General features: G+C 61.3%; 19 protein-coding genes and 1 pseudogene. 12 read left to right on the top strand and 8 right to left on the bottom strand.

The window, feature by feature from the left end; genetic code table 11:
• Window positions 1-456: 456 nt before the first annotated feature.
• Both J5M56_RS11125 and J5M56_RS11130 read left to right on the top strand, forming a co-directional pair.
• Window positions 457-777 (top strand): annotated as a pseudogene (locus tag J5M56_RS11125) (heme utilization protein); the annotation flags it as partial.
• A gap of 222 nt (window positions 778-999) precedes the next feature.
• Window positions 1000-1605 carry a flavin reductase family protein gene (locus J5M56_RS11130; RefSeq protein WP_060478044.1) on the top strand — a complete coding sequence of 202 codons (606 nt, stop codon included), beginning with the start codon at window positions 1000-1002 and terminating at the stop codon, window positions 1603-1605.
• On the opposite strand, the gene J5M56_RS11135 is transcribed toward J5M56_RS11130, so the two are convergent.
• Both J5M56_RS11135 and J5M56_RS11140 read right to left on the bottom strand, forming a co-directional pair.
• The gene (locus J5M56_RS11135) at window positions 1606-1872 is read right to left on the bottom strand and encodes a hypothetical protein (RefSeq protein ID WP_060478045.1); all 267 of its coding nucleotides are present in this window, start codon (window positions 1870-1872) and stop codon (window positions 1606-1608) included.
• A 12-nt stretch (window positions 1873-1884) separates the two neighbouring features.
• Window positions 1885-2178 carry an antibiotic biosynthesis monooxygenase family protein gene (locus J5M56_RS11140; RefSeq protein WP_060478046.1) on the bottom strand — a complete coding sequence of 98 codons (294 nt, stop codon included), beginning with the start codon at window positions 2176-2178 and terminating at the stop codon, window positions 1885-1887.
• A gap of 202 nt (window positions 2179-2380) precedes the next feature.
• Between J5M56_RS11140 and J5M56_RS11145 the strand changes: the two genes are divergently transcribed.
• Window positions 2381-3301 (top strand): AraC family transcriptional regulator, encoded by a 921-nt coding sequence (locus J5M56_RS11145; RefSeq protein WP_186477543.1) that lies wholly within the window; start codon window positions 2381-2383, stop codon window positions 3299-3301.
• Window positions 3302-3303: 2 nt separating this feature from the next.
• Here J5M56_RS11145 and J5M56_RS11150 read toward each other — a convergent pair whose 3' ends face one another.
• Window positions 3304-4941 carry a 5-guanidino-2-oxopentanoate decarboxylase gene (locus tag J5M56_RS11150; protein ID WP_207936854.1) on the bottom strand — a complete coding sequence of 546 codons (1638 nt, stop codon included), beginning with the start codon at window positions 4939-4941 and terminating at the stop codon, window positions 3304-3306.
• 111 nt (window positions 4942-5052) lie between these two features.
• On the opposite strand from J5M56_RS11150, the gene J5M56_RS11155 reads away from it, so the two are divergent.
• Window positions 5053-5928, top strand: coding sequence for a LysR substrate-binding domain-containing protein (locus J5M56_RS11155; protein WP_207936856.1), 876 nt, complete (start codon window positions 5053-5055; stop codon window positions 5926-5928).
• Between the two features lie 79 nt (window positions 5929-6007).
• On the opposite strand, the gene J5M56_RS11160 is transcribed toward J5M56_RS11155, so the two are convergent.
• On the bottom strand, window positions 6008-6883 hold the full coding sequence (locus J5M56_RS11160) for an MBL fold metallo-hydrolase (protein WP_207936858.1): 876 nt from the start codon (window positions 6881-6883) through the stop codon (window positions 6008-6010).
• A gap of 103 nt (window positions 6884-6986) precedes the next feature.
• Here J5M56_RS11160 and J5M56_RS11165 point away from each other — a divergent pair, with 103 nt between their 5' ends.
• Window positions 6987-7895 carry a LysR family transcriptional regulator gene (locus J5M56_RS11165; RefSeq protein ID WP_186477539.1) on the top strand — a complete coding sequence of 303 codons (909 nt, stop codon included), beginning with the start codon at window positions 6987-6989 and terminating at the stop codon, window positions 7893-7895.
• A gap of 46 nt (window positions 7896-7941) precedes the next feature.
• The gene (locus tag J5M56_RS11170; RefSeq protein ID WP_186477538.1) at window positions 7942-8115 is read left to right on the top strand and encodes a hypothetical protein; all 174 of its coding nucleotides are present in this window, start codon (window positions 7942-7944) and stop codon (window positions 8113-8115) included.
• A gap of 19 nt (window positions 8116-8134) precedes the next feature.
• Here J5M56_RS11170 and J5M56_RS11175 read toward each other — a convergent pair whose 3' ends face one another.
• A complete protein-coding gene (locus tag J5M56_RS11175; RefSeq protein ID WP_060478052.1) occupies window positions 8135-9004 on the bottom strand; it encodes an oxaloacetate decarboxylase in 870 nt (289 codons plus the stop codon).
• A gap of 353 nt (window positions 9005-9357) precedes the next feature.
• On the opposite strand from J5M56_RS11175, the gene J5M56_RS11180 reads away from it, so the two are divergent.
• Window positions 9358-10809 carry an MDR family MFS transporter gene (locus J5M56_RS11180; RefSeq protein ID WP_207936860.1) on the top strand — a complete coding sequence of 484 codons (1452 nt, stop codon included), beginning with the start codon at window positions 9358-9360 and terminating at the stop codon, window positions 10807-10809.
• 66 nt (window positions 10810-10875) lie between these two features.
• On the opposite strand, the gene J5M56_RS11185 is transcribed toward J5M56_RS11180, so the two are convergent.
• Window positions 10876-11508, bottom strand: a complete 633-nt coding sequence (locus tag J5M56_RS11185; protein WP_186477536.1) for a TetR family transcriptional regulator — start codon at window positions 11506-11508, stop codon at window positions 10876-10878.
• 253 nt (window positions 11509-11761) lie between these two features.
• Here J5M56_RS11185 and ttgA point away from each other — a divergent pair, with 253 nt between their 5' ends.
• The 5 genes from ttgA to J5M56_RS11210 all read left to right on the top strand — a co-directional run bounded on the left by ttgA (window position 11762) and on the right by J5M56_RS11210 (window position 19718).
• Window positions 11762-12916 carry a toluene efflux RND transporter periplasmic adaptor subunit TtgA gene (gene ttgA / locus J5M56_RS11190; RefSeq protein WP_060478055.1) on the top strand — a complete coding sequence of 385 codons (1155 nt, stop codon included), beginning with the start codon at window positions 11762-11764 and terminating at the stop codon, window positions 12914-12916.
• Between the two features lie 3 nt (window positions 12917-12919).
• Window positions 12920-16072 carry a multidrug efflux RND transporter permease subunit TtgB gene (gene ttgB / locus J5M56_RS11195; protein ID WP_207936868.1) on the top strand — a complete coding sequence of 1051 codons (3153 nt, stop codon included), beginning with the start codon at window positions 12920-12922 and terminating at the stop codon, window positions 16070-16072.
• Window positions 16069-17523, top strand: coding sequence for an AdeC/AdeK/OprM family multidrug efflux complex outer membrane factor (locus tag J5M56_RS11200; protein ID WP_207936871.1), 1455 nt, complete (start codon window positions 16069-16071; stop codon window positions 17521-17523). Before ttgB ends, J5M56_RS11200 begins: the two co-directional genes overlap by 4 nt.
• 236 nt (window positions 17524-17759) lie before the next feature.
• Window positions 17760-19016: an OprD family porin gene (locus J5M56_RS11205; protein ID WP_207936873.1), complete on the top strand. Its 1257-nt coding sequence runs from the start codon at window positions 17760-17762 to the stop codon at window positions 19014-19016.
• 189 nt (window positions 19017-19205) lie between these two features.
• A complete protein-coding gene (locus J5M56_RS11210; protein ID WP_207936875.1) occupies window positions 19206-19718 on the top strand; it encodes an Mpo1-like protein in 513 nt (170 codons plus the stop codon).
• Here the strand turns inward: J5M56_RS11210 and pcaC are convergent.
• Together pcaC and pcaD are read right to left on the bottom strand one after the other, a co-directional pair.
• Window positions 19715-20107: a 4-carboxymuconolactone decarboxylase gene (gene pcaC, locus J5M56_RS11215; protein WP_060478060.1), complete on the bottom strand. Its 393-nt coding sequence runs from the start codon at window positions 20105-20107 to the stop codon at window positions 19715-19717. The genes J5M56_RS11210 and pcaC overlap by 4 nt on opposite strands.
• 10 nt (window positions 20108-20117) lie before the next feature.
• Window positions 20118-20909 (bottom strand): 3-oxoadipate enol-lactonase, encoded by a 792-nt coding sequence (gene pcaD / locus J5M56_RS11220; RefSeq protein ID WP_186477530.1) that lies wholly within the window; start codon window positions 20907-20909, stop codon window positions 20118-20120.
• Between the last annotated feature and the right edge of the window lie 4 nt (window positions 20910-20913).

Raw genomic sequence — 20913 nt, forward strand, 5'->3', positions numbered from 1 at the left:
TGCCTGTCGCGGCTGACGTTGGCGAGTGGTCTGCAGCGTTGCCCCCCTATCCGGTGCCCAACACGATGCAAGTCAGAATTCCCAGCCAGGTAAAGCTTCATTGATGCACTGCTGGATCCTTGTGACGTCAAGGGTTCACCCAAGCGCCAGGCGATGGCAATTTTCAGCAAATGCCGATCAGGGTCGCCGACCAAAGCAGTGATGTATATCTCGCGTTCTTAACTCACGATTAATCCCAGAATCTCATCCTGCAAATGCAGGTGAAGCATCTCGCCGCTCTAGCCCTTGACGTCTCTCACGCATATGCACGTGCAAAAGCAGATGAACGCTAGGTGCCAACCAAAACATCAAATAATTCGATTTTTAAACGCCAACTTTTGCGCTTTTTTATCGGATTAATAGGCGTAGCATTGAATCCATAGAAACAAACTTCCCCCACATCCAAGGAGCACCACCATGAAAAGCAAACTGATCCTGACGCTGGCCCTCTCGGTTGTCGCTGCTGGCGCATTCGCTGAAGATGGGTTCGACCGTACCAGTGCACACACCTTTGCAGCAGTGACTCAATCTGCCAGCTACGCCGAAGACGGTTTCGACCACACTGGCGCACAACGCTTCGCCGAAGATGGTTTCGATCACACCAACGCGCAACGCTTCGCCGAAGACGGTTTCGATCACACCAACGCACAACGCTTCGCCGAAGACGGTTTCGATCACACCAACGCACAACGTTTCGCCGAAGATGGTTTCGATCACACCAACGCACAACGCTTCGCCGAAGATGGTTTCGATCACACCAACGCACAACGCTTTGCCGAAGACGGTTTCGATCACACCAATGCGCAGCGCTTTGCCGAAGATGGCTTCGACCGCACCAATGGCCACCGCATCAGCTGAGTGCTGCTGCGTGCTACCAGCCCGGCTTCGGCCGGGCTTGATCATTTTCAGGGGAGCAAATGCTTGGCACACTAGGCCACCCTTCCCCAGGATGTCGGCAAGATGTACTACTACGAACCCGCCAAAGGCCACGGCCTGCCTCACGACCCCTTCAATGCCATCGTTGGTCCGCGCCCTATCGGCTGGATCTCTTCGCAGAGCCAAGATGGCCAGTTGAACCTTGCGCCCTACAGCTTCTTCAACGCCTTCAACTACATCCCCCCGATCATCGGTTTCTGCAGCGTCGGGCGCAAAGACAGCCTGAACAACATCGAGCAGACTGGCGAATTCGTCTGGAACCTGGCGACCCGCCCATTGGCCGAGCAAATGAATCAAAGCTGCGCGGCTGTGCCTGCCGACGTCAACGAGTTCGAACTGAGCGGCCTGACGGCAGTGCCGTCGAGTATCGTCAAAGTGCCGCGCGTGGGCGAAACGCCGGTGGCTTTCGAGTGCAAGGTGACCCAGATCGTCCAGCTCACACGCGCCGACCAGCAACTGGTGCCGAGCTGGTTGATCCTGGGTGAGGTGGTGGCGGTACACATTGCCGAGCACTTGCTCAAGGACGGTATCTACGACACCGCCGCGGCCGAACCGATCCTGCGTGGCGGTGGCCCAGCGGATTATTTCGAGCTGGGCAACCTGTTCAAGATGGCTCGCCCACAGGCCTGATCACCAGATCAGTTCGCCTTCCTCGCTCACGCCCTGCAGGCGTGCAAGCTCGGCGCAGGCGGCTTCGTCAGCCGCCATAGCGCTTTTGAAGACTTCATCGCCTAGTACCTTGTGAAAGCGCGCAGCGCCGCCCATACCCAGGGCCTTGACCGCGATAGCAGCGTTATAGCCGCCGCCCTCAACCGGAACCATCGCCGAAACTGCTTCGAAATGGGGGAATTCTCTGCGTGCCATGTTGCCCTGCGCCTGTTGATTGAGGGGCAGCATTCTAACCGCCTTTCAATCGAAGGTATGCAAGTCCAGGCTGCTGACTACCTGCGCTTGAACCAGTTCACCGAACACATTCAAGGTGGGCGAGGCAAAGTAGCCCGTCATTGCCTGTTGGTCCTGCCAGCTACCGCTAAGCAGCCACAGGTCGGCGTCGGCCTGGGAACGCTGCACCGTAAAGCTAAGGCAGCCCGGGGTCTGCAAGGACGGTTCCAGCAGGTCGCGCAGGCGTGCGCCAAGTTCGGCGGAACGGCCGCTGCAGGCACGAATGAAAGCCAGGTGAGTGACCGGTTGGCGCTGGGTCATAGCACGATCTCCTTGAAGCAGGCGGACGGAAAAGCCAGGCTGCCAAGGTTAGGTGCTGGCACGCGCGACGCGTTAGGCCATTACTGCTCAGCGATTGCCTGATCCTGCTGCGCGGCAGGATCAGGCAATCGACGTGCAGCATTCGACTAGCGTCGGCCATTGCCCAAACCTATGCTGCGTCGGTCAGCAGAGGAAAGCCATCATGACCACCGCCCCGTCCATCGATCCAACCCTGGAAGTGCAGCGCCAGGAGTTGGCCCAGCTGATAAGCAAGCACGCCACGGCTCCCCATGGCCCCGCCTCAGCCATCGACGACCTGTACCTGGTGCGCTATACCGAAAACGTGCGCTCGGTGCCGACCCTGGCCCAACCGGCCTTGTGCATTCTGGCCCAGGGCAGCAAAAGCTTGTTCCTGGGCGATGAACAGTATGCCTACGACCCGCTGCATTACATGGTGGTATCGGTAACCCTGCCATTGAGCGGCGTGAAGCTCGACGCCAGCCCGGAAAACCCGAGCCTTGGCATTCGTATGGACTTGGACCCTGCCGAAATCAGCCAGCTGATCGCTGAAAGCGGGCCGATGCTGGTGCCCAATCTGCCCTCCGGCCGTGGCCTGTATGTCGAGCGAACCGACCCGCAATTGCTCGACGCGCTGCTGCGCCTGGTGCGCCTGCTCGACACTCCGCGGGATATCGACATGCTGGCGCCGCTGATTAGGCGCGAGATCCTCTACCGCCTGCTGCGCGGGCCGCAGGGCTATCGCCTGTACGAAATTGCTTTGGCCAATAGCCAGACCCATCGGGTCTGCCAGGCCATCACCTGGCTTAACCAGAACTACCAGCAGCCGCTACGCATCGAGCAACTGGCGCGCGAGGTGCATCTGAGCATCTCGACCTTGCATCACCGCTTCAAGGCCGTCACCTCCATGAGCCCGTTGCAGTACCAGAAGCAACTGCGGTTGCAGGAGGCGCGGCGGCTGATGCTCAACGACGGCCTGGAAGCGGCGGTTGCCGCGTATCGGGTAGGCTATGAAAGCCCGTCGCAGTTCAGCCGCGAATACAGCCGACTCTACGGCGCTCCACCGATCCGCGACGTCGCCAGGCTGCGCGCCAGCGCCAGCTGAGTTCAGCCCGTGACTGCGGCGTGCCAGGCGTTCTGATCGACCTGGATCAGCGTCGGGCCTTGGCGCTGCACTGCCCTGCCCAGTGCAGCCTGCAGGTGCATGACATCGTCAACCTGCTCGGCGTCGGCGCCCAATGCACGTGCCACCCCGATGAAGTCGGGGGTGTGGATATCCACGCCCACCGGTTCGATCGAGCGGTTGACCATGTACTTCTTGATCTCCTCGTAACCTTGGTTATTCCACAGCAATACGATCAGCGGCACCTTGGCCTCTACGGCGCTGGCCAGTTCCGGCAAGGTGAACTGCATGCCGCCGTCGCCGATCAGGCAGACCGCAGGCGCACGCTCGTTGGGCTGTTCGGCACTGCCGAGCCAAGCGCCCATTGCAGCAGGCAACGCATAGCCCAACGTGCCGTAACCGGTAGATGCATTGAACCAACGGCGTGGTGCCTGCATGTCCAGGGTCAGGTTGCCGGTGTACACCGGCTGGGTCGAATCCCCTACCAGGATCGCGTTTGGCAGGCGCTGCAAAATGCTCGTCAGCAAGCGGGTCTGGCTCAAGGTGGGCTGATCCCAGCCGGCCGCCATGGCCTTGCGCAACCGCAGGGCACGGGCAGCGCCCCAACCTTCATCACAGGGTGGCGCTGGCAGCAACCGCAGGGCCTCTAACAACGCCTGGGCAGCCAACTGGGCATCGGCGACCAGGGCCAGTTCCGGTAGGTAGTTGCGCACGGTCTGGTCGGGGTCGATGTCGATTCGCAGCAGGCTGCCTGGAATCTTGAAGCCGCCCTTGAAGGTCACGTCGTAGTCGGTCTCGGCAAGTTCGGTGCCGATCGCCAATACCACATCGGCCTCCTCCACCAGCTCACGGGTAGCAACCAGTGACTGGGTCGAACCAATCTGCAGTGGATGGCTGGCCGGCAGCAACCCTTTGGCATTGATGGTCAGGGCGACAGGCGCCTGCAGGTGCTCCGCCAACTGCGCCAACGGCGCGCCCGCCGCCAGCGCACCGCCACCGGCCAGGATGAGTGGCCGGCGGGCGTTGGCCAGGCGCTGGGCCATGGCCGCCACAGGGCCAGGGGCTGCGCCTGCGCGGGCGCTGCGTACCGCACGGGCGGGCAGCAAATGGTCCGCCGGCTCGACCAGCACATCCAGGGGGATCTCGATATGCACCGGGCGCGGGCGTGCACTGTCGAACACAGCAAAGGCACGCGCCAGCACCTGAGGCAGGTCAGCGGCGCTCATCAGCGTCTGGGAAAACGCCGCAACGCCCGACACCAACGCTGCCTGATTGGGCAGCTCGTGCAGTTTGCCGCGGCCACCGCCCAATTGGTCACGCGATTGCACACTGGAGATCACCAGCATCGGAATGGAGTCGGCATAGGCCTGGCCCATGGCAGTGGTGATGTTGGTCATGCCAGGGCCGGTGATGATGAAGCACACGCCAGGCTTGCCGCGGGTTCGGGCATAGCCGTCAGCCATGAACCCAGCGCCTTGCTCGTGGCGCGGGGTGATGTGGCGGATCGACGAACCTGCCAAACCACGGTACAGCTCCACGGTATGTACACCAGGAATGCCAAAGACATGGTCCACGCCATAGCCTTCAAGGAATTTGACCAGTACTTCGCCGCAGGTTGCCATGGGGTCACCCAGAATAGTGTTGGAATATGCGCCATTGGACCTAACCCATGGCTACCGCCACAAGGCAAAAAAACACATACTAGCCATGTCCTGAACACATGGCTCAGCGCGATGAAACGCCTACCTCCCCTGCCAGCGCTTTACACCTTTCTGGTCACGGCGCAGCATTGCAATTTCACCCGCGCTGCACAGCAGCTTCACATCACCCAGGGCGCCGTCAGCCGTCAGATTGCCGGGCTCGAAGAGCATCTGGGTTATGCCTTGTTTCAGCGCCAGGCCCGCGGCCTGAGCCTGACCCGCGAGGGCCAGGATTGGTTGCCTCGGGTACAACAGGTCTTTGGCCTGATCGAACAGGGCGTGCGCGAGGTTGGCGGGCGCAATGCCACCTTGCAGCTCAAGGCCCCAACCTGCGTGATGCGCTGGCTGCTGCCACGGCTGATGGAGTGGCAGGCGCTGAGGCCTGATGTGCCAGTGGAGCTGACCACCACAGTGCAGCATGGGGTGGACTTTCGCCGTGAAGGTTTCGATGCGGCTGTGGTCTATGGCGATGCACCCAACCATGGGCTGCGAGTGCGCAAGCTGTTCGACGAACAACTGACGCCTGTCTGCGCGCCTTCGCTGCTGGAGGGGCCAGTTGCGCTGCGAGAGGTCCGGGACTTGGCGCAGCACATGTTGCTGCACCCCTCCCGAGATGAACATGACTGGCGGCTATGGCTTCACGCTGCGGGGGTGGACCTGCACAACCCGGGGCGCAAGCAGCATTTTGAAACGCTGGACATGGCGATGGCCATGGCCTCGCAAGGCACAGGTGTGGCGATCGGCGACTGGGCGCTGATCGGCGATGACTTGCGTAGCGGCAGGCTGTGCATGCCGTTCCCGCTCAAGGTGCGTACCGGCAAAGGGTATTACCTGGCGAGCCAGGCCAAGAGCCTGCCGCCGGGGCTGGTAGAACTCATGGACTGGCTAGAGCAGCAGGCCAGCCCATGAGCGGCAGGCGGATTAACAACCTTGGCTGGCCTGGGTCACTGCGCCCCTGCCCATCGGCACGCGCCTGAGCGGCGCGCAATCACCACTTCATCTCACCTTTGGCGACCTTGGCGCTGAGTTCCAGCGAACTTTCATCGGCAAGCTTGGGGTAGCGTTGCTTCATCGCTTGGATGAGTGCGCCACTGTTTGTCGCTTCGCTGGTTTCGGCATCGAAGGCACGAATGTAATCGGCCGTAAAACGCACTGCGTCGAGGGAGTGGTTGCTCTGGCCCAGGTAGTGCCCCGGCACAACCGTACGAGGTGCCAAGGCCTGGATCCTGGCCAGCGTACCAAGCCAATCAGCATGGGACTTGGCTGTCTGGGTGTCAGCCATCCACACATGGATGTTCTGCGAAACCACGACACCGCCAACCACTGCCTTGATCGAGGGGATCCAGACAAAGCTGCGCTCAGGCTGCGGCCCGTCCAGCCCCACGACCTCCAGCGCCCGGCCTTCGAGCATCAGGCGCTGGCCCTTGAGTGCCTGGGGCAACACCAGCTGCGCCGGTTTATCGGCACCCATTAGCGGCCCCCAATACGCAAGCTTGGCATCCATGGTCTGGCGGATGTGAGCCAGCGTTGCTGCCGAGGCCAACACCTTGGCCTTGGGGAAGGCACGGGTCACGGTATCCAGGCCGAAGTAGTAATCCGGGTCGCCATGGCTGATATAGATAGTGGTCAGGCGCTTGCCGCTGGCACGCAGGCGCTGCACCAATTGCTCGGCCTGAGCCTTGCCGAATTGGGCATCGATGAGGATGGCGTCTTTAGTTCCGCTAACGATCACCGAGCTGACCGGAAAAATTGCCTGTTCGCCTGGGTTGTAGACATCCAGGTGCAAAGGCATTGCGCCAAGCGCGGGTCCGGCCAAGGCAACACATGCCAGTAATAGGCCACGCAAAGGTGTAAGCAACGACATCGATAAGCCCTGTGATAGGAAAGATGGCTGCCAGCTTAGTTGCCCAAACCATCACAAAAAATGCGATGCTCGAACATAGTTTGTTTCTGAAATCGAGCAAATCATGGACCGTCTCAACGCCATGCGCGTTTTCGTCACCGTCGTCGACTTGGGTAGCCAGTCCGCCGCAGCGGATCACCTGCAGCTGTCGCGACCGGTGGTATCGCGCTACCTGGCCGAGCTTGAGCACTGGGTAGGCGCACGCTTGATGCAGCGCACTACCCGCAAACTCAGCCTCACGGCCGCCGGTGAACAGACCCTGCCCCGCTGCCGTCAGTTGCTGGAGCTGGCCGGCGACCTTCAAGCTGCCGTGCAACAACCCAACGATGCGCCCAGGGGCGCACTGCGCATCAGCGTCAGTACATCGTTTGGCCAGGCCCAGCTGGCACCGGCAATCGCTGACTACGTGCGGCGCTACCCTGCAGTAAAGGTCGAGCTGCAGATGCTCGATCGCACGGTCAACCTGGTGGATGAGCGCATTGACCTGGCGATCCGCACCAGCAATGACCTGGATCCGAACTTGATCGCCAGGCGCTTGACCCTGTGCCGCTCGGTCATCTGCGCAGCACCAGCCTACCTGCGTGAGCACGGCACGCCGCTGCGGGTCGAGCAACTGAGCCAGCATAATTGCCTGACCCACGCCTATTTCGGCCACAGCCTTTGGCATTTCGAGGTAGACGGACAACAGGTCGCCGTCCCGGTGCAAGGCAATATCAGCGCCAACGAGAGCATGACATTGCAGGGGGCGGCTCTGGCCGGCGCTGGCATTGCCATGCTGCCGACCTACCAGGCAGCCGATGCCCTGCGCAGCGGCGCATTGCTGCGCCTGATCCCCGAGGCTAAGCCACAGGCGTTGAACCTGAATGCGGTCTACACCTCCCGCAAGCACATGCCTGCCACGTTGCGCAGCATGCTGGATTTCCTGGCGCACCGGTTCAAGGACGAACCGCCATGGGACAGCGATCTGTATTGACTATGCTTGAAGGTGTCAGTGTCGCGCCAAACAGGAGGTGCGTTACATGGGCATCAAATCCAAACGAGTCGCCATGACCATGGCCTTGATCGCTGTCGCCGCGTTGTACGGTTCGGCCTGTTGGCGCGCCGAGCTGTTACGCAGCCAGCCCAGTGCAGCGCACCGTTGCGAGCAGGAGCACTGCGTGCCCCATACCGCAACCTTGAGTGCCGTGCGTTAGCTGAGCGGCACCACGCCGATCACTCCTCGACGCTCATGTACTCCTTGGCCCAACGGATGTAGTCCTCGGGCTGGGTATAGGTATGCGAAAGCTCGGTAGCGTTGAGGTTTTCGGACTTGTTCTGTTGACCGCGCTGCAGGCGCAGGCAGTCGTAGGTCGCCTTGATCGCTGCGAAGTAAGCGGCATGGCCATCTACCACGATCCGCACCCCCAGGCGCGCCAGGCGTTCATCGTCACGCAGGTTGGGGTTGGCGTAAGTCACCAGCATCAACGGCACGCTAAGGTGCTCGGCAATCTGCTCCAGGTGCTCGAAATCCTTCACCCCGACCATGCAGATGCCATCGGCACCCGCCTTCTGGTAGCTCTGAGTGCGGACAATGATTTCCTCGGTGCTGAGCACGCCTGCGTTGGTGCGGGCGATGATCGACAGCGACGAGTCGACACGCGCCTCCAGTGCCGCGCGAATCTTGCCCACGCCTTCTTCAACCGAAATCAGGTCGGTGGACTTACGCCCGAACTGGGCGGGCAAGAGGGTGTCTTCAATGGTCAGCGCAGCCACGCCAGCGCGCTCGAGCTCGACCACCGTGCGCATCACATTGAGCGCATTGCCATAACCGTGGTCGGCATCGGCGAGCACCGGCAATTGTGCCACTCGGCCAATGCGCGTGGCCTGCTCGACGAACTCACTCAAGGTGATTAAGGCAAAGTCAGGTGCGGCCAGTACCTGCAAAGAGGCCACCGAACCACCGAGGATGCCGACTTCGAAACCCAGGTCGGCAGCGATACGTGCCGACATCGGGTCGAACACCGAAGCGGTGTGGTAGCAGGAACCTGAAGCGAGCAGCTCGCGGAAGGCAAAACGCAGATCTTGGTGGGAAGCCTTGGGCATGATCACTCCGCTTATATCTGTAGAAATTGAACGGTTGCTACCGACCCCTGAATCGGGTCTACCTGCCCTGTTCCAACCGTCGCCATCTGGGCGGTTATGCTCGACATGCAGGCAGAGGAATAAAAGGTGTGGAGACAGCGGCTTGCGAACACTGCGGCAAATTGCTGCACCAACCTGGTGCAGGCCGCGGCTTACAGCCTCTGTGGCATACCAACGATATCACGCGGCCATGCAGCGCTGGATGAATGCGCCAATGCCGATCTTGCATAGGCGATGCAGATAGTACATAGGAAGCTACCTAACTCAGGTTACAATCCGGCTATTCGCGCTGCCCCACAACACAAGGTGCCCCCGTGACCGCCGCCCTGCCCCCGACCGTTCTGCGCAACGTGCTGACTGCCTTGATGCTGGCGATTTTCCTCGGCGCCCTGGACCAGACCATCGTCGCGGTCTCGATGCCGGCCATATCAGCCCAATTCGACGACTTCGGCTTGTTGGCCTGGGTCATCTCCGGCTACATGGTGGCGATGACCATTGCCGTGCCCATCTACGGCAAGCTAGGCGACCTCTATGGCCGTCGGCGCATGATCCTCACCGGTATCAGCCTGTTCACCCTGGCCTCGATAGGCTGCGCCCTGGCCCAGAACATGCCGCAACTGGTCATGGCGCGCGTGCTGCAGGGCATAGGCGCCGGCGGCATGGTGTCGGTGAGCCAGGCGATCATTGGTGATTTCGTGCCGCCGCGTGAGCGTGGGCGCTACCAAGGCTACTTCAGCAGCATGTACGCCGTGGCCAGCGTAGCTGGACCGGTGCTCGGCGGCTGGCTGACCGAATACCTGTCCTGGCGCTGGGTGTTCTGGATCAATCTGCCGCTGGGCCTATTGGCGCTTTGGGCGATCCATCGTGCCCTGGCTGGCATGCCGGTGCAGCATCGCCAAGCTCGAGTCGACTATCTAGGCGCCGTGCTATTGATTATTGGCCTGGGCAGCCTGCTGCTAGGCATCACCCTGGTCGGCCAGGGCCAACCCTGGACCGCGCCCTCGGTGCTGGCCTTGTTCGCCTGCGCAGTATTCGGCCTGGCGTTGTTCATTGGCCACGAGCGCCGCTGCCCGGAACCGTTACTGCCCATGGGCCTGTTCGGTAACCGGGTGGCGGTGCTGTGCTGGGCGGTGATCTTCTGCGCCAGTTTTCAGTCGATTTCGTTGACCATGTTGATGCCGCTGCGCTATCAGGGCATCACTGGCGCCGGTGCCGATAGCGCCGCGTTGCATCTGTTGCCATTGGCAATGGGGCTGCCCATTGGCGCGTTTACCGGTGGTCGCATGACCAGCCGTACCGGCCGCTTCAAACCGCAGATTCTGGCCGGCGCACTGCTGATGCCCGTGGCGATCTGCGCAATGGCCATCACCCCACCACAATCGGCCATGCTCGGCGGTCTGTTCATGCTGCTGACTGGCATCGCCTGTGGCCTGCAGTTCCCGACGTCGCTGGTGGGTACACAGAGCGCCGTGGACAGCAGGGATATCGGGGTTGCCACCAGCACCACCAACCTATTCCGTTCGTTGGGAGGCGCCATGGGCGTGGCGTGCATGTCCAGCCTGCTGCTGACGCTGCTGCATCATGATGGCTTCGAGTTGCTGGGTAACCCGCTGCTAGGCAGCCTCAAGGCCGGGCAGGCGGACCCTGATACGCAAACGCGGCTGCTGGCAACGTTCCGCCATGTGTTGCTGGGCAGTGCGAGCATCGCGCTGCTGGGGTTGCTGGCGGCACTGGCCCTGCCTGATCGGCAGTTGCGTGGGCGCTGAAGGTGCGTGGGTTAATCCCCCGTTAATACAGTCGGGAAACACTTCCTCACAATCCTTAACAAAGTGTCATTTGCGCAGCGCCGGGCTCAAGCGCAGCATATCCAGCCCGGTGTCGACCCATTTTTCCGCATCGCGCAACAGATCGAAACTGTCCGGCAGCAGCAGCCAGCGCCCGATCAGCCCATCGATATAGGCGAACAAGGCAACGGCCGCGCGCTCGATATCCAGATCACCAGGCAACTGGCCACGGCGCACGGCGTTGGCGAAGGCCAGCTTGATGCCTACGTGGCAATCCAGCACCGCACCTTGGCGCTGCTGGCGAATTTCACACATTTGGTCGGTGAACTCGCACTTGTGATGCAGGATCTCATTGATACGTCGGGTACGGGCGTCCAGCACCAGTTCGGTGAGTACTTGCAACAACAGCTTGCGCATGCAGCCAAGCGGGTCCAGTTCGTCTTCGCTTTCACTGGCCCGCGCCAGGTGGTCATGGGTTTCGTGCAGGCTGTCGAGCAGCGCCTGCACAAGCTCCGCCTTGTTGTTGAAATGCCAGTAGATCGCCCCTCGGGTCACACCTGCCAGCTCGGCGATGTCGGCCAGGGTGGTTCGCGCGATTCCGCGCTTGTAGAAGGCCTTCTCCGCAGCTTCGATGATCTGGGCGCGGGTTTCCTGGGCTTCTTCTTTGGTTCGACGGACCATGGCAGTGCAACCTCATCTGGGGCCGGCTGCACTGGCAGACGGGTAAACCGCCGAGGGCACCTCTGCAGGGTGCCTCACGGATGAACTAATCAGGGGCTACGGTAGTAGCTAAGTACTACCAGCAGTATTTACAAACAACCGTGAATGTAAGTATATTCGTTAGTAAGCTATTTATCCACCGGATAGTTTTTTTCTGACAAGACTCTTCCATTACTCTTGAGCGTCTCCCTGCTCTAGCGACCCGAGGATCCTCATGCAATTCAAGCCAGCCGTTACCGCTCTGGTTTCCGCCGTCGCCCTGGCAACCCTGCTAAGTGGCTGCAAGAAAGAAGAAGCCGCGCCTGCAGCGCAGGCTCCTCAGGTCGGCGTAGTAACCATTCAACCGCAACCCTTCACCCTGACCTCGGAACTGCCAGGCCGCACCAGCGCCTTCCGCATCGCCGAAGTGCGCCCACAGGTCAACGGCATCATCCTCAAGCGCCTGTTCAAAGAAGGCAGCGACGTCAAAGAAGGCCAACAGCTTTATCAGATCGACCCTGCCGTGTACGAAGCCACCCTGGCCAACGCTCAGGCCAATCTGCAAGCGACCAAATCGCTGGCCGAACGCTATAAGCAACTGGTGAGCGAGCAGGCGGTGTCGAAACAGGAGTTCGACGATGCCAATGCCAAACGATTGCAGGCCGAAGCGTCGCTGAAAAGTGCCCAGATCGACCTGCGCTACACCAAGGTCCTCGCCCCGATAAGCGGTCGGATCGGCCGGTCCTCGGTCACCGAAGGCGCACTGGTGAACAATGGCCAGACAAACGCCATGGCCACCATCCAGCAGCTGGACCCGATCTACGTCGACGTCACCCAGTCTACCGCCGAGCTGCTCAAGCTGCGCCGCGACCTGGAAAGCGGCCAGCTGCAAAAGGCCGGCAACAACGCTGCCTCGGTGCAGTTGGTGCTTGAAGACGGCAGCCTCTACAAGCAGGAAGGCCGCTTGGAGTTCTCTGAAGTCGCAGTCGATGAGACCACCGGCTCGGTGACCCTGCGTGCGCTGTTCCCCAACCCTGATCACACTCTGCTGCCAGGTATGTTCGTGCATGCACGGCTCAAGGCCGGGGTCAACGCCAATGCCATCCTGGCCCCACAACAGGGCGTAACGCGTGACCTCAAAGGCGCGCCGACCGCACTGGTTGTCAATCAGGAAAACAAGGTGGAACTGCGCCAGCTCAAGGCTAGCCGTACGTTGGGTAGCGACTGGCTGATCGAGGAAGGCTTGAATCCCGGCGACCGCCTGATCACCGAAGGCCTGCAATATGTACGCCCAGGCGTCGAGGTCAAGGTCAGCGATGCCACCAACGTCAAGAAGCCGCAAAGCCCTGATCAGGCCAACGCGGCGAAAGCAGACGCCAAAGCGGAGTAAACCATGTCGAAGTTCTTTATCGATCGCCCGATCTTCGCCTGGGTGATCGCCTTGGTGATCATGCTGGTCGGCGCTCTGTCAATTCTGAAGCTGCCGATCAATCAGTACCCAAGCATCGCACCGCCGGCCATCGCCATCGCCGTGACCTACCCGGGCGCCTCGGCGCAGACGGTGCAGGATACCGTGGTGCAGGTCATCGAACAGCAGCTCAACGGCATCGACAACCTGCGATATGTATCGTCGGAAAGTAACTCCGACGGCAGCATGACCATCACCGCGACCTTCGAGCAGGGCACCAACGCCGATACCGCCCAGGTGCAGGTACAGAACAAGCTGAACCTGGCCACCCCACTGCTGCCGCAGGAAGTGCAGCAGCAAGGCATTCGGGTCACCAAGGCGGTCAAGAACTTCCTGATGGTGATTGGCCTGGTGTCCGAAGACGGCAGCATGACCAAGGACGACCTGGCCAACTACATCGTCTCCAACATGCAGGACCCGATTTCGCGGACTGCCGGCGTGGGCGACTTCCAGGTGTTCGGCGCGCAATACGCCATGCGGATCTGGCTCGATCCGGCCAAGCTGAACAAATTCCAGCTCACCCCGGTGGATGTCAAAACCGCAGTGGCCGCACAGAACGTGCAAGTATCCTCCGGCCAGCTCGGCGGCCTGCCGGCCGTGCCAGGTACCCAGCTTAACGCGACGATCATCGGCAAGACCCGCCTGCAGACTGCCGAGCAGTTCGAGAAGATTCTGCTCAAGGTCAACAGCGATGGTTCCCAGGTACGCCTGGGTGATGTCGCCCAGGTTGGCCTGGGTGGCGAAAACTACGCGGTCAGTGCGCAGTTCAACGGCAAGCCTGCCTCGGGCCTGGCGGTCAAGCTGGCAACCGGTGCCAACGCGCTGGACACCGCCAAAGCCCTGCGCCAGACCATCGCCGATCTGGAGCCGTTCTTCCCGCCTGGGGTGAAGGCCGTATTCCCCTATGACACCACCCCAGTGGTCACCGAATCGATCAGCGGCGTGATTCACACCCTGATCGAAGCCGTGGTCCTGGTGTTCTTGGTGATGTACCTGTTCCTGCAGAATTTCCGCGCCACCATCATCACCACCATGACGGTCCCGGTGGTATTGCTGGGCACCTTCGGCATCCTTGCCGCAGCGGGGTTCAGTATCAACACCCTGACCATGTTCGCCATGGTTCTGGCCATCGGCTTGTTGGTGGACGACGCCATCGTCGTGGTGGAGAACGTCGAGCGGGTGATGTCCGAGGAAGGCTTGCCGCCCAAGGAGGCGACCAAGCGCTCGATGCAGCAGATCCAGGGCGCCCTGGTGGGTATCGCCTTGGTGCTGTCGGCGGTACTGCTGCCCATGGCCTTCTTCGGGGGCTCTACTGGCGTCATCTACCGGCAGTTCTCCATCACCATCGTCTCGGCCATGGGCCTTTCGGTGCTGGTGGCGTTGATCTTCACACCAGCCCTTTGCGCCACCATGCTCAAGCCGCTGAAGAAGGGTGAGCACCACACGGCCAAAGGCGGTTTCTTCGGCTGGTTCAACCGCAACTTCGACCGCAGCGTCAACGGCTACGAACGCAGCGTGGGCGGTATCCTGCGCAACAAGGTGCCGTTCCTGCTGGCCTACGCGTTGATTGTGGTCGGTATGATCTGGCTGTTTTCGCGCATCCCTACCGCTTTCCTGCCAGAGGAAGACCAGGGCGTGCTGTTTGCCCAGGTGCAAACACCGGCAGGCTCCAGTGCCGAACGCACTCAGGCGGTGGTCGACCAGATGCGCGAATACCTGCTCAAGGACGAAGCCGACACCGTTTCCTCGGTATTTACCGTCAACGGTTTCAACTTCGCCGGCCGTGGGCAGAGCTCGGGCATGGCCTTCATCATGCTCAAGCCCTGGGGCGAACGTTCCCAGGAGAACAGCGTGTTCGCCTTGGCCCAACGCGCCCAGCAGCACTTCTTCACCTTCCGTGATGCAATGGTATTCGCCTTCGCCCCGCCTGCCGTTCTGGAGCTGGGTAACGCGACAGGCTTCGACGTTTTCCTTCAGGACCGTGGTGGTGTCGGGCATGCCAAGCTGATGGAAGCGCGCAACGAGTTTCTGGCAAAAGCTTCGCAAAGCAAGGTCCTGAGTGGCGTGCGGCCTAACGGCTTGAACGATGAGCCGCAGTATCAGCTGATCATCGATGACGAACGTGCCAGCGCCTTGGGCGTGACCATTTCCGACATCAACAACACCCTGTCGATTGCCCTGGGTGCCAGTTACGTCAACGACTTCATCGACCGTGGCCGAGTGAAGAAGGTGTACATCCAGGGTGAAGCCAACTCGCGGATGAGCCCGGAAGACCTGCAGAAGTGGTACGTGCGCAACGGCGCAGGCGAGATGGTGCCGTTCTCCTCCTTTGCCAAGGGTGAGTGGACCTACGGTTCGCCGAAACTGTCGCGTTACAACGGCGTCGAGGCGATGGAGATTCTCGGTGCCCCGGCGCCGGGTTACAGCACCGGTGAAGCCATGGCCGAGGTCGAACGCATCGCCGGTGAATTGCCAGCAGGTGTCGGCTACTCCTGGACCGGCATGTCCTACGAGGAAAAACTCTCCGGCTCGCAGATGCCGGCGCTGTTCGCCCTTTCGCTACTGTTCGTGTTCCTCTGCCTGGCAGCGCTGTATGAAAGCTGGTCCATTCCGATCGCCGTCGTGCTGGTGGTCCCACTGGGTATCATCGGTGCGCTGATCGCTACCAGCCTGCGCGGCCTCTCCAACGATGTGTACTTCCTGGTCGGCCTGCTGACCACCATCGGCCTTGCGGCGAAGAACGCGATCCTGATCGTGGAATTCGCCAAAGAACTGCACGAGCAGGGTCGCAGCCTGTACGACGCGGCTATCGAAGCATGCCGCATGCGTCTGCGCCCGATCATCATGACCTCGCTGGCGTTCATCCTTGGCGTGGTACCGTTGACCATCGCCAGCGGCGCAGGCGCCGGCAGCCAGCATGCCATCGGTACCGGTGTGATCGGCGGCATGATCAGTGCGACCCTCCTGGCCATCTTCTGGGTACCGCTATTCTTCGTCACAGTGTCGTCACTGTTCGGCAGCAAAGAGCCGGAAAAAGACGTCACCCCTGAAACTCCACGTTATGAGGCTGGGCAATGACCAAGTCTTTATTGTCCCTGGCGGTAACCGCTTTCATTCTCGGCGGCTGCTCGCTGATCCCTGACTACCAGACCCCTGAGTCCCCGGTGCCTGCGCAGTGGCCGCAAGGCCCGGCGTATTCGCCGGCCGAGTCGGCCGACGTCGCCGCTGCAGAACAAGGCTGGCGTCAATTCTTCAATGACCCGGCCTTGCAGCAGTTGATCCAGACCTCCCTGGAAAACAACCGCGACCTGCGTGTGGCGGCCTTGAACATCGACGCTTACCGAGCCCAGTACCGCATCCAGCGCGCTGACTTGTTCCCGGCGGTGTCGGCCAATGCCAGTGGTACCCGCCAGCGTGTGCCGGCCAACATGTCGACCACTGGCGAGTCGAACATCACCAGCCAGTACTCGGCCACCCTCGGTGTCAGCGCCTACGAGCTTGACCTGTTCGGCCGCGTACGCAGCCTGACCGAGCAAGCCCTGGAAACCTACCTGTCCAGTGAACAGGCACGCCGCTCAACGCAGATCGCCCTGGTGGCCAGCGTTGCCAATGCGTACTACACCTGGCAGGCCGACCAGGCCCTGTTCAAGCTGACCCAGGAGACGCTGAAAACCTACGAGGAAAGCTACAACCTGACTCGCCGCAGCAACGAGGTCGGCGTGGCGTCGGCGCTCGACCTGAGCCAGGCACGTACCGCCGTCGAAGGGGCCCGAGTCAAGTTTTCGCAGTATCAGCGCCTGATCGCTCAGGACACAAACAGCCTTGCGGTACTGCTGGGAACCAGCATTCCGGCCAACCTGCCACAGCCGCTGAAACTCGATGCCGATCAATTGGCAGAAGTCCCGGCGGGCCTGCCGTCCGAACTGCTCCAGCGTCGCCCGGACATCCAGGAAGCCGAGCATTTGCTCAAGGCCGCCAACGCCAACATTGGCGCAGCCCGTGCTGCATTCTTCCCCAGCATCAGCCTGACCGCCAATGCCGGCAGCCTCAGCCCTGACCTGGGCCACCTGTTCTCCGGCGGCCAGGGCACTTGGCTGTTCCAGCCGCAGATCAACCTGCCGATCTTCAACGCAGGCAGTCTCAAAGCGAGCCTGGACTACTCGAAGATCCAGAAGGACATCAACGTCGCCAAGTACGAAAAGACCGTTCAGACTGCCTTCCAGGAAGTGTCCGACGGCCTGGCGGCACGCAAGACCTTCGAAGAGCAGTTACAGGCTCAGCGCGATCTGGTGCAGGCCAACCAGGACTACTACCGCCTGGCCGAGCGCCGTTACCGTATTGGTATCGACAGCAACCTGACCTTCCTCGACGCCCAGCGCAACCTGTTCAGCGCCCAGCAGGCGTTGATCACCGATCGTCTTGCGCAGCTGACCAGCGAGGTCAACCTGTACAAAGCCCTCGGCGGTGGCTGGTACGAGCGAACCGGTCAAGCCAACCAACAGGCTTCGGCGACTACCCCCAAAGGCTGATCTTCTGGCAGACCACCCCAGCCCAGCCTAGTGCTGGGCTTTTTATTGGGCGAAATTAACCAGCTGGAACATAGCGTTCGATTATCGCCCCAAACCGTTTGCGGCGAATTGCCTCACCCCCACAGTGCCCCGCAACATTCTCCACGCAATGCTGTATCCGTTCATCAAGAAGACCGCAGCTGCAGCCAGCCCTGCACGAGAACGGTTCGACCATAACAACAAGAGATCCACGACAGATGAGCACTTCCCAACCCGCACGCCAGCTGCTGCCCGGCCTGTTGGCCATCTCCTGCGCCCTGCCCGTCTACGCCGCCGACACCGGTGGGTTCATGGAGGACGCTAAGGCCAGCCTCAACCTGCGCAATTTTTACATCAACCGTAATTTCGTCGACCCAGCCCATCCGCAAGGCAAGGCCGAAGAATGGACCCAGAGCTTCATCCTCGATGCACGTTCCGGTTTCACCCAGGGCACCGTCGGTTTTGGGGTCGACGTGCTGGGCCTGTACTCGGTCAAGCTCGATGGTGGCAAAGGCACCACCAACACCCAATTGCTGCCGGTGCACGATGACGGCCGTCCCGCTGACGACTTTGGCCGCCTGGGCGTGGCCCTAAAAGCCAAGCTGTCGCAAACTGAGCTCAAGGTCGGCGAATGGATGCCGGTGCTGCCGATTCTGCGCTCGGACGATGGCCGCTCGCTGCCTCAGACCTTCCGCGGTGGCCAGATCACTTCGAAAGAGATCGACGGGCTGACCCTGTATGGCGGCCAGTTCCGCGCCAACAGCCCGCGTAACGACGCCAGCATGGAAGACATGTCGATGACCGGGCGCGCGGCGGTCACCTCCGATCGTTTCAACTTCGCAGGTGGTGAATACACCTTCAACGACAAGCGCACCATGGTCGGCCTGTGGGACGCTCAACTCAAAGACATCTACCGCCAGCAATACCTGAACCTGGTGCACAGCCAACCGCTTGGCGACTGGACCTTGGGCGCCAACCTCGGCTACTTCTGGGGTAAGGAAGATGGCTCCGAGCGCGCAGGGCAACTGGACAACCGCACGGCGTCGGCGATGCTCTCAGCCCGCTACAAGGGCAACACCTTCTACGTTGGCCTGCAAAAAGTCAGTGGCGACAACGCCTGGATGCGTGTCAACGGCACCAGTGGCGGCACCCTGGCCAACGACAGCTACAACTCAAGCTTCGACAATGCCAAGGAACGTTCCTGGCAGGTGCGCCACGACTTCAACTTCGTCAGCGTAGGTATCCCCGGCCTGACGCTGATGAACCGCTACATCAAGGGTGATAACGTCACCAGCGGCGTGGTGACCGATGGCAAGGAATGGGCGCGCGAGAGCGAGCTGGCCTATGTGATCCAGTCGGGCACCTTCAAGGACCTGTCCGTGAAATGGCGCAACTCCACCATGCGCCGCGACTTCAGCACCAACTCGTTCGACGAGAACCGCTTGATCGTAAGCTACCCGCTGAATCTTCTCTGAACCCCAGGTCTCTACGCGGGTTGCCCGCGCAGAGGCCTGCCGGCCCTGCGTTCGTTGTACTTTTGCTCGGTACATTGCGCGACGTCGATTGCTCCCAGCACGCTGCTGCCATTCGCTCTGCTGATGATGGTGCCGCTGCAGGCTATTCTCAGCTATATCGAGATATCGGCCACACAGGGAGGAACAACAATGAAAAACCTCGTCGAACACCTGAGCCAATACGCCAACTACCACCGCGACCCGCGCAACATCGCCACCCACTTCGTCGGCATCCCGCTGATAGTCGTCGCGGTCACGGTCCTGCTCTCGCGACCCGGCTGGGAGCTGGCGGGGATATGGTTGTCCCCTGCCCTGCTTGGCGCGGTGGCTTCGGTGTGGTTCTACCTGCGCCTGGACGTGCGCTTTGGCCTGGTGATGGGCCTGCTGCTCGGGGTGTGCCTATGGATCGGCCAGGCACTGGCCATGCAATCCACAGCCCTGTGGCTCAGCGCCGGGCTGGGGACTTTCGTGGTGGGCTGGATCATTCAGTTCGTCGGGCATTACTACGAAGGCCGCAAACCTGCATTCGTCGACGATATCAGCGGGCTGATCATAGGCCCGCTGTTCGTGGTCGCTGAAGCAGCATTCATGCTGGGCCTGTGCCCGGCGTTGAAGCAAGCGGTAGAAGCCAATGCCGGGCCGGTGGCCATGCGCGGGGTTTAGCCGCGCGATTCCACGCCCAACTCGTCCCACACCGATTCGGCCAGGTGGAACGTGGCGTTGGCCGCCGGGATACCGCAATAGATCGCACTCTGCATCAGCACTTCTTTGATCTCATCGCGGGTCACGCCGTTGTTGGCCGCTGCACGCAAGTGCAGCTTGAGCTCGTCGTTGCGGTTCATGCCGATCAACATGGCGATGGTGATCAGGCTACGGGTATGCCGTGGCAAGCCCGGGCGGGTCCAGATATCACCCCAGGCATGACGGGTGATCATTTCCTGAAACTCGCCGTTGAAGCCGTTGAGTTTCTCGAGGCTGCGGTCGACGTGGGCGTCACCCAGCACTGCACGGCGTACCTGCATGCCGGCGTCGTAGCGTTGTTTCTCATCCATGGCCAATCCCTCAGCGAGCCAGCAGGAAGTCGAGCACCCGGCGGCTGAACGCCTCGCCGATCTCGACATTGGAAAGGTGCGCAGCCGGGAACTCAGCATAGGTGGCACCGATGATGCCGGCCTGCATGAAGCGGCCATGTTCGGGGGTGGTGACCACGTCCTCGGTACCGGCAACGATCAACGTAGCGACCTGGATACGGCCCAATTGCTCACGAAAATCAGCGTCGCGAACCGCCGCGCAGTTGGCCGCATAACCCTCGGGGCTGGTCTGCGCGAGCATTTGGCAGATGCGCTGGGCCTGCTGTGGCTGCTGCTGGGCGAATGCCGGGGTGAACCAGCGGGCGATGGAGGCATCGCGCAGATCGACCATCGCTTGCTGACCGCCTTTGAGCACGGTGTCGATACGTGTGTTCCAGACCTCGTCGTTGCCGATCTTCGCTGCGGTGTTGCAAAGCGTCAGGCTATGCAGGCGGGCGCCGGCATGAATGCCCAGCCACTGGCCGATCAGGCCGCCCATGGACAGGCCTACGAAATGCGCATGCTCGATGCCCAGTGCATCGAGCAGTGCCAGCACATCCTTGCCCAACTGCTCGATGCTGTAAGGCCCTTCGGTCACTTGCGAGCCACCGTGGCCGCGGGTGTCGTAGCGCAGCACCCGGAAATGCTCGCTCCACAGCGGGATCTGGCTGTCCCACATGCCAAGGTCGGTACCCAGCGAGTTGGACAATACCAGCACCGGGGCATCGGCCGGGCCGTCGAGTTGGTAGTTCAGTACGCCATCGGCCAGTTGCACATGCGCCACAGCG

Origin of the sequence: Pseudomonas sp. 51_B, assembly GCF_017491595.1 — a bacterium.
GTDB lineage: Bacteria > Pseudomonadota > Gammaproteobacteria > Pseudomonadales > Pseudomonadaceae > Aquipseudomonas > Aquipseudomonas promysalinigenes.